Consider the following 8,137-nt stretch of genomic DNA (forward strand, 5'->3'; position numbering starts at 1 on the left):
TACTGCGGTGTGAATTCCGAAAGAGCCCGCGCGGCACTGCCCGGTCGCTGAGGCGGTAGGCACGACAACAATTGCAGCGTGAACAGTTCTGGGAACAGCAGGAAGTCGCACTTGTAATCGCCGGCGACGTCGACGAAGTAGCGAGCTTGATGCGCAAATTCTTCGAAATCCTTGACCGCTCGCATCTGATATTGGACGGCACCGATGCGAACCGGTTCGACGCTGTGCCGATACCGTCGTGTTGGCGCTCGGTTGAACTCGAGATTCTTCCACTCCAAAAACGTCGCGTAGCCGGCGCTTTGATGATCCGATGGCAAGTAGTTTGGAATCAGCCCTTGCAGAGCGAAACCGTTGGCGATTTGTGGGGATAAAACCGGATCGTATAACGCTTTCTCGACGACTTTCTCGACATATTCCCGCGCGGTCAAGCGGTCCGCGTGTTTGTGGTAACCGGGGATGCGGCCACCCACGATGATGCGAGCCACGTTCATGCGGCGACAAAGGTCTTTTCGGGCTTGATACAAACGGTGCGACAAACGCATCCCGCGATAATCGGGATCGACCATGATCTCGATCCCGTACAGCGTGTCGCCGCCGGGAACATGGTTACGAATGAAACCACCGTCGGCCATCTTTTGCCAATTGTGCCATTCCAAGTTGTCGTCGTAATTGACCAGCAGACCGCTGCAAGAAGCGATGATTTTACCATCGCACTCGATTACAAATTGTCCTTCGGGAAAACGTTCCAACTGGCTTGCCAATTGTTCGGTCGTCCACATCGGCATTCCCGGAAAACACTTGCGTTGGATCTCCATCAGTGGTTCGAAATCGTCCGCCGTGGTCGATCGAACGACTAGGTTCCATTCGAACTTGGAAAGATCGATTTCGTCCGAGACCTCTCCCGAGCCAGAGTGGTTGGGGTTTCGAAGGGATTCTCCGCTAGCGTCGTCGGTCACGTATTCTCTCGGGGGCGTTGCGTCAAAGAACAAGAAGATGCTGGTAAATGCTTTTGAAAAAAAGATGCCAGCTCTGGCGAATCATATCCATCTGTGAAATTTGGACGAGTGGTGAATTGCGAACTTTAGAAAAGATTTTCCTCTCGATTTTAGAGGCGACTTCGCATTACAAGTTGCGCATCTCACGGTCAGCTTGATTTTTGACGCATGGTTCGTCAGAACGTATCGGTTCGAAGTGCGCCGTGGAACGCATCGTCCGCTTTGCCAGCTCCCCCCGTTTGCTTGGCCTTTTGTTTTCATTCAGCCTGGACCTCCATGTTTTTTGGTTCCAATTCTTCGTCGATTACGAGATCTAATCTCCGCGTCAGCCTCGTTGACGGAGCGAGCTATGGTGTGATGGTTGGACTTGGCGAATCTTATTTCGCTGCCTTTGCCTTGGCGGTTGGATTGGGCGAAGTGTCGGCGGGATTGGTCGGCAGTGTGCCATTGTTCTTCGGTGGAGTCGCGCAGTTGATTTCTCCTGCAGCGGTGCGATGGTTCGGATTTGAACAACGCTGGGTCATTTTTTGCGGATGTTTTCAAGCCGCCGCTCTGACTGCGATTGCTCTCGCCGCGATGTTCGGTTCGATTTCGCTCACCTCACTATTGGTGTTCGCATCGATGTATTGGGCCGCGGGACTGGCAACGGGACCGGCGTGGAACACTTGGATTGAACGTATGGTTCCGGCGCGAGTGCGAACGATCTATTTCGCTCGGCGAACCAAATGGGCGCAAGTCACGACGCTGTTGGGGTTGGTCAGCGGCGGCTTGCTGCTGCAGTGGGCCGAGCAAGGCGACTGGGTGACGACCGGGTTCGCGATCGCGTTTTTCGGAGCCAGTGGATTTCGTTTGCTGTCGGTCGCGATGCTCGCGATTCACCGGACCGCTCCTGCTTCGGTCCGTGAGACGAAAACCAAGGACACGCTGCCGCTAACCGCGGCAGCCCACGATGATTCCGAACCCAACGTTCCGCATGTCGCCTACCAACCGCAGTCCAATGCCGGTCGTAGCCAATCGCCACATTCGACCGTGGCAACGTTGCTGCCCAACCGTCATGCTGAGTCGTCGATCGGAATTTCAGCGATCCGCCTGCTTGGCTATTTGGTGTTTGTCCAAGGGATGGTCCAGCTAAGCGGTCCCTATTTTTCGCCCTACATGCTCGAGAAGTTGTCGTTGTCCTATCGCGATTTCGTCACGCTGTTGGCGTTGGCGTTTGTGTCCAAGATTATCGCCCTTTCGTATTGGGGAAATTTTGGACGTCGTTACGGTGCCAAACGCTTGCTATGGATTGGCGGAATTGGAATCGTCCCGATCGCGTCGCTGTGGATTCTGTCCAGCAATTTTTGGTGGATCGCGGTCATTCAAATCATCAGCGGAATGATTTGGGCTGCCTACGAGCTCGGATTTTTTCTGCTGATTTTTGACGCGGTGCCCGCCAGCCGGCGGACCAAGATGTTGACGTTGTACAACTTTGCCAACTGTACCTCTTGGTGCATCGGTGCCGCGATCGGCGGCGGGATTCTGGCCTATTTCGGTGCCACTGAGAAAGCGTACTGGATGCTGTTTGGGATTTCATCGTTGGGGCGGTTCTTGGCGCTCGGGTTGCTTATTGGAATTCAACCAGGGCGTCGACTGATGTCCCGCGTTCGCGTCCGTGTGCTTAGCGTGCGGCCCAACGGAGCCACGCTTGATTCGCCGGTCTTGCCATCGTTGCAGCGGCGTTCGTCGACTGCCGCGATGTTGGCAACCGCCGAATCGGATTAGCGTTGTCGCACGTCTGCAAAGGGCGGGCGATAGCTTGGCGCCAACGATGCGTCGTCAATGTTCACGCCCGCTTCGATTTCGTCGCGATGATTCAACCACGGATGATCGGGGATTTGGTTCAGCGACGAGAGGGATAGGAATTGGACTCGCCCATCCTCGTAAAGGACGTTGATCCCTAAACCGCTATGTCCAACGTTCTGCGGTTGAATGTCGACACCACTGAACCGTCCTGTCGGTGCATCAGACATGACGGCAAACGAAGAACGCGATTCAAACTTGGGCGATTTGAATTGTTGCCCGTCCACGATTCCGAGCGTATACGAGTAGTGCCCGCCAGCGAATTGCTGAATTTCACGCAAGTCGTCGACCGATGCTCGATGCAAATCTTTGACCGAAGCTAATTTATCCAACTGCGTCCGATCCGCCTCGATCGCTTCAGGACGGCCAAGTGATGCGCACCATCGTCCCGAAATGTCCGATAGCAATCCGGCATCGTTCAAACGAATCGCGTACACCCCAGCAAAGGCTTCGGGGCCCTCTTTGGCGACCGCTGGCAAGCGGTTTTGGTGATCGCGAGAGACGTATTGAGTTAACGCGGTGCCGAATTGCCGTAGTTGATCTTGGCAGGCTGATTTGCGAGCTTCGAAGCGTCCCTCGGCGATTGAAGGTAGCAGTAACGCCAGCAAAATGGCGGTGGCCAGTGCGCCACCAAGCCAATCGAGCCAGGTGTATTGCGAATCCCGCGATGGATCGACGCCGTTGTTCATCGCTGGCAGCGAGACGCGATCGTCATCCGGCGATGAGACCGGATCCGTATAACATTCGCCCGGTTTCGGCAGCGGCGGCAGATTGGCGAGCGTGCGTGAAACCAAGTCCGGCGGAGGACTTTCGGTCGGCTGGTAGTGCTCTTCCAATGGACGCAGGGCGCGCTCGATCTGTTCGAGCTCGCGACGCGCTTCGGGGCTTTCCCGGAGCCACTGGGCAACACGATCCATCTCGTGCGGCTCAAGGGCGCCTAGCAAGTATCCGAGCAAGTCTTCGTGCATCAACTTCCAACACTGTTTTGAGCGTCACGGACCCCACCGAATCCCGAATGATTCGATGGGTAATTCGTGTTCTACGCGCGATTCGCCGAAGTGGTTCGGCGAATCGGTGAACCGAGACATCGCTGGAATAGGGGGCTACTCGCTACGTTCTTCGTGCGACTCTTCCCACAAGATGCCCAAACGCTGAACCGCCGCGTGCAGACGGCTCTTCACCGTACCGACGGGAATTCCCAAAATTTCTGCAGCTTCACGGTACTTCAGCCCTTGGTAGTAAACCAAGTTGATGACTTGCTGCATCGATTCGCCCAAACTTTGCACCGAGTGGTTTACCCAGCGACTGTTTTCTTCCTGGGCGGCTGCAACATGGGGATCCAGGGTGTCGCCGACTAGTTTTTCAGACCAGCTTCCCGCCCGGTCATCCTTTTCGTTCGCGTTGTTGCGATCCAGGCTGACCATTCGGTGGCGTTTATTGCGTCGTTGGGCATCGATCGCTTGGTTGGTTGCGATCGCATACAACCAAGGGCGAAATCGTCGCGACGAATCAAATTGCTGGCACTTCAGATGGACCTGAAGAAACGTTCCTTGAAATGCATCCTCGGCGATTTCGGAATTGCCAACGTAACGTCGCAAATAACTGAAGATCTCTCGTTCGTAACGCTGAATCAACGTTTCAAACAAACTTCGGTCGCCCGTGCTTCGGTACTGAGTGATCAGTCCCTCATCCGACAGATCGCTGTGCGCATTTTCGCTGGCGATTGCGGGGTCTAAGGTCTTGGTGCTCATCTGAAAAGCCTTCCAGTGATGAAATAAGGAGGCAAAAAGAACCGCGATAAAAACTAAGTAATACGTCTGTGAGATAATAGACGCGTTAATTATACAGGAAAACTGGTCGCCATTGTTGGCAATTAAGGGCGTGTCGGTCGGCGTCCCGAAATTGAGGTTCGTTTCTTCCCTATTTAGTATCTCAGAATTGTGGATGCAGTCAAAACGATTTTCACCGGATCTTAAAAAACCGCTCAGGCGGGGGGGCGAGTGGCAGCGGTGTGGACGGGAGAATGTCCGATTTCAACCGGGACCGTATCGTACTGCTAACGTTCCCCCAATTTGGCGAAAGCTGGGTGGCAATGTCCGCCACCCGAAAATTTTCTCTGCACGCATTATTTTGCAGATGAATTGCTAGGATAGGGGCCCTTGGTTGTCGAGCGTTCCCTTCCCGATTGAAAAGCGGTGCATTGAGCCAGAAAACACCTGTCAATTCTCCTCGCTATCAATGGGCTCAGCCTGGCGACGTAAATGCATTTTTCGGGTTGATGCTCGACAATGTCGTCGGCCTTTTGCTGATGGTGGCGCTGCTGGCAGGGTTTGGGTTTCCCTCGGATTTCGCCGTTTCCTACATGGTGCCAGGGACGGCGTTGGGCGTCTTGGTGGGTGACCTTGCCTTTTTCTATCTCGCATTCCGACTTGCGAAAAAGTCGCGGCACGGCGATGTGACCGCGATGCCGCTTGGGCTCGACACACCGTCGACCTACGGTATCACGCTATTCATTTTGGGCCCTTCTTATCTGCAGGGGCTTCAATCCGGATTGGAACCTTTGGACGCGGCGTACCGAACGTGGTACATCGGTATCTGGTGTATCGTGCTCAGCGGGATTCTGAAAATCGCGTTGTCACCCCTCACTCGCTGGGTTCAACGGGTCGTGCCTCGTGCCGGATTGCTCGGATCGCTAGCGGCAATCGCATTGGTGTTGATTAGTTTCTTTCCGCTGATCGAAATTCTGGGACACCCGTTGCCCGGGATGTTAGCGATGGTGATCGTGCTCAGTGCGTTGGTCGCCAAGATTCCATTGCCTGGGCGAACGCCCGGAACGCTCGGGGCATTGTTGGTGGCCGGGGCGGTCTATTATGGATTGTGTTCATGGGGCACCAGCGGCTACGCGTTTCCCGAATCGGCGTCCTACGAATGGTTTCCGACAGATTGGCTGGGAAGTTGGCAATTCGATTGGATTGCTGCGTTTCCACAGGCGTTGCCCTATTTGCCCATTGCGTTTCCCTTTGCCATTGCCACGATCGTTGGTGGCATCGACTGTACCGAAAGCGCAGCGGCGGCCGGTGATGATTACGACACACGAACGGTGATTGGCATCGAAGGGGTTGCCACGTTGGTGGCCGGATTGTTCGGCGGCGTGGTGCAGACCACTCCCTATATCGGGCATCCGGCGTATAAGGCGATGGGAGGCCGAGCCGCCTACACGCTGGCCACTGCGTTGTTAGTCGGGTCCGCGGGATTGGTGGGTTATTTCGGCTGGCTGAATGCTTGGATGCCCAAGCCGGCGGTCTATCCGATTTTGGTATTCATCGGACTCGAAATCACCGCCCAGAGTTTTCTCGCGACGCCGCGGCGTCACTATGCGGCCGTCGCGATGGCGTGTCTTCCTGCGTTGGCGTTCCTTGCGATGAGTTTGCCGGGACGCATGTTGGGCGACGAGGCGATGCTGGATGCGGGGATCAATTTTAAAACGCTCGCTGGCGACGGGCTGAAGCATGATCTGCAGACGTTGTCGATGCTAAGCAACGGATTTATCGTGACCAGCCTGTTGTGGGCTTGGTGCCTTGCCGCATTGATCGACCGCAAGTTACGCACGGCTGCGACCGTGCTGGTTGCCGCCGGAGTGCTGACGATGTTCGGCATCATTCACTCGCCACTTTCGGGCAATCGATTGTTCTTGCCCTTTGGCCCTGAGTCGTTTGGATGGGATTCCTGGGGGGACGGGATCACGCTCGATTCCGCCAATCGTCGTTTGGTGATCGAGTTTGCTGCGGCCTATTTCGCTTCGGCGGCGCTGGTGTTTGTATGGTCGTTTTATCCGCCAGCAAACAAATCGGTCACGCTCACGGAGCTCTAGTCCCTGGTCCAGCGCACCGATCGAGGCCTTGATCTGTAACGCCGGTCGGCGATGGGCGGCTCACAAATTCAACAAGCTGTCTAAGAGTTTCGCTACCCGAACGGCAAGCTACCGCCTAGCATTAACCTTGCTGCGGAGTATCGAAGATGCGATCGCCGGCGTCACCGAGCCCGGGAACGATAAACGATTGCTCATTCAGCTCGGGGTCAATCGCGGCGACAAAAAGTTTGACGTCGGGAAAGTCTCGCTCGACCCGATCAATGCCCGGTTGTGCCGCGATAATGCTGAGCACTCGAATCTCATTCACTCCCCAGTTCTTCAGCCGACGAATGACCATTTCGACGGAACCGCCGGTGGCAAGCATGGGGTCGAGTACCAGTGCGACACTTGGCGCCCCGCGGCTGGGAAGTTTGTCGTAATAACCCACCGGTTCGGCGGTCTCTTCGTTGCGGTACAGTCCCAAGTGCCAAACCGAAGCATCCGGAAGCAGGTTTTGCAACGGATGAACCATCCCTAATCCGGCTCGCAAGATGGGAACAAGACCGATGGGAGAGGCGAGTTTGTAGCAATCCGCAGCGGCGATCGGGGTTTGGATCGTCGTTGGCCGCGTCACTAAATCCGCGGTCGCGTAGACGCCGACCAGTACCGCCAATCGTTCAATCGCGGTTCGAAACTCGCTGCACGACGTCGATTTGTCTCGCACCGTGCAAAGATGATGCTCTACTAACGGATGGTCGATTTTTGTCAGTAGGCCCACGGCGATGTCGTCCTCATTGTTGGTCCGTCAGCAAGCGTTCTGTCCAGCCAAGAGTAGCCGGGACATCGGCAAAGATTGACGGCGATCCGTTGCGAAAGTTCGCCGGCCCGCAGGTCAATCTTCGAAGCGGATGGAGTGGGATTCGAACCCACGGTAGAGTTACCCCTACGGCAGTTTTCAAGACTGCTGCCTTCGACCACTCGGCCACCCATCCTGCGTTGGCATAGACTCTACCAAACCCCATCCGCCGATGAAACCGAGGTTTGCTGGTTCCCAGAGCAGATTTTTTTGTTGACTGCGGTTCGTCAATCTTGTATCAATGTGTTAATACAAGGGTTCGCGATGCAAATACACATTTCTAGCGATGGTGCACCGATCTATCAGCAGATCGTCGACCAGATCCGCTTTCGAGTCGTTTCCGGGGTGATGCGTCCCGGCGAGGAATTGCCCACGATTCGCGGGCTGGCAGAGAGTTTGCGAGTCAATCCGAACACCGTCGCGCGAGCGTACCGCGAACTCGAGCACGAGCAGCTGGTCGAGAAACGCCGAACCACCGGGACATTTGTCTCCGAATTGGCTCCGCGGCACACCGCCAGCCAGCGGCGTCGCATGATGACGCCTCATGTCGACAAACTGTTGACACTTTCTCGCCAGCTCGGGTTCGAGTTGGAT

Annotated in this window: 7 protein-coding genes and 1 tRNA gene; 3 read left to right on the forward strand and 5 right to left on the reverse strand. The window is 55.6% G+C overall.

Annotation, left to right across the window (positions count from 1 at the left end; all coding sequences use genetic code 11):
• Positions 1-956 (reverse strand): GNAT family N-acetyltransferase (locus RMSM_RS12315; protein WP_236622111.1); only part of this gene is annotated, 956 nt, incomplete at its 3' end.
• Between the two features lie 396 nt (positions 957-1,352).
• Here RMSM_RS12315 and RMSM_RS12320 point away from each other — a divergent pair.
• The gene (locus RMSM_RS12320) at positions 1,353-2,759 is read left to right on the forward strand and encodes an MFS transporter (protein ID WP_008696181.1); all 1,407 of its coding nucleotides are present in this window, start codon (positions 1,353-1,355) and stop codon (positions 2,757-2,759) included.
• Here the strand turns inward: RMSM_RS12320 and RMSM_RS12325 are convergent.
• Both RMSM_RS12325 and RMSM_RS12330 read right to left on the reverse strand, forming a co-directional pair.
• Positions 2,756-3,805, reverse strand: coding sequence for an anti-sigma factor family protein (locus RMSM_RS12325; protein ID WP_008696184.1), 1,050 nt, complete (start codon positions 3,803-3,805; stop codon positions 2,756-2,758). The two genes, RMSM_RS12320 and RMSM_RS12325, sit on opposite strands and share 4 nt — an antisense overlap.
• A gap of 135 nt (positions 3,806-3,940) precedes the next feature.
• Positions 3,941-4,588, reverse strand: a complete 648-nt coding sequence (locus RMSM_RS12330) for an RNA polymerase sigma factor (protein WP_008696185.1) — start codon at positions 4,586-4,588, stop codon at positions 3,941-3,943.
• A gap of 527 nt (positions 4,589-5,115) precedes the next feature.
• On the opposite strand from RMSM_RS12330, the gene RMSM_RS12335 reads away from it, so the two are divergent.
• Positions 5,116-6,708, forward strand: coding sequence for a hypothetical protein (locus tag RMSM_RS12335; RefSeq protein WP_008696187.1), 1,593 nt, complete (start codon positions 5,116-5,118; stop codon positions 6,706-6,708).
• A 121-nt stretch (positions 6,709-6,829) separates the two neighbouring features.
• On the opposite strand, the gene upp is transcribed toward RMSM_RS12335, so the two are convergent.
• Complete coding sequence (gene upp / locus RMSM_RS12340; RefSeq protein WP_040766042.1) at positions 6,830-7,465, reverse strand: uracil phosphoribosyltransferase; 636 nt, start codon at positions 7,463-7,465, stop codon at positions 6,830-6,832.
• Positions 7,466-7,592: 127 nt separating this feature from the next.
• Positions 7,593-7,679, reverse strand: a tRNA-Ser gene (locus tag RMSM_RS12345).
• Positions 7,680-7,807: 128 nt separating this feature from the next.
• Here RMSM_RS12345 and RMSM_RS38450 point away from each other — a divergent pair.
• A partial coding sequence (locus RMSM_RS38450) for a GntR family transcriptional regulator (RefSeq protein WP_008696191.1) occupies positions 7,808-8,137 on the forward strand: 330 nt, incomplete at its 3' end.

Origin of the sequence: Rhodopirellula maiorica SM1 (genome assembly GCF_000346295.1) — a bacterium.
GTDB lineage: Bacteria > Planctomycetota > Planctomycetia > Pirellulales > Pirellulaceae > Novipirellula > Novipirellula maiorica.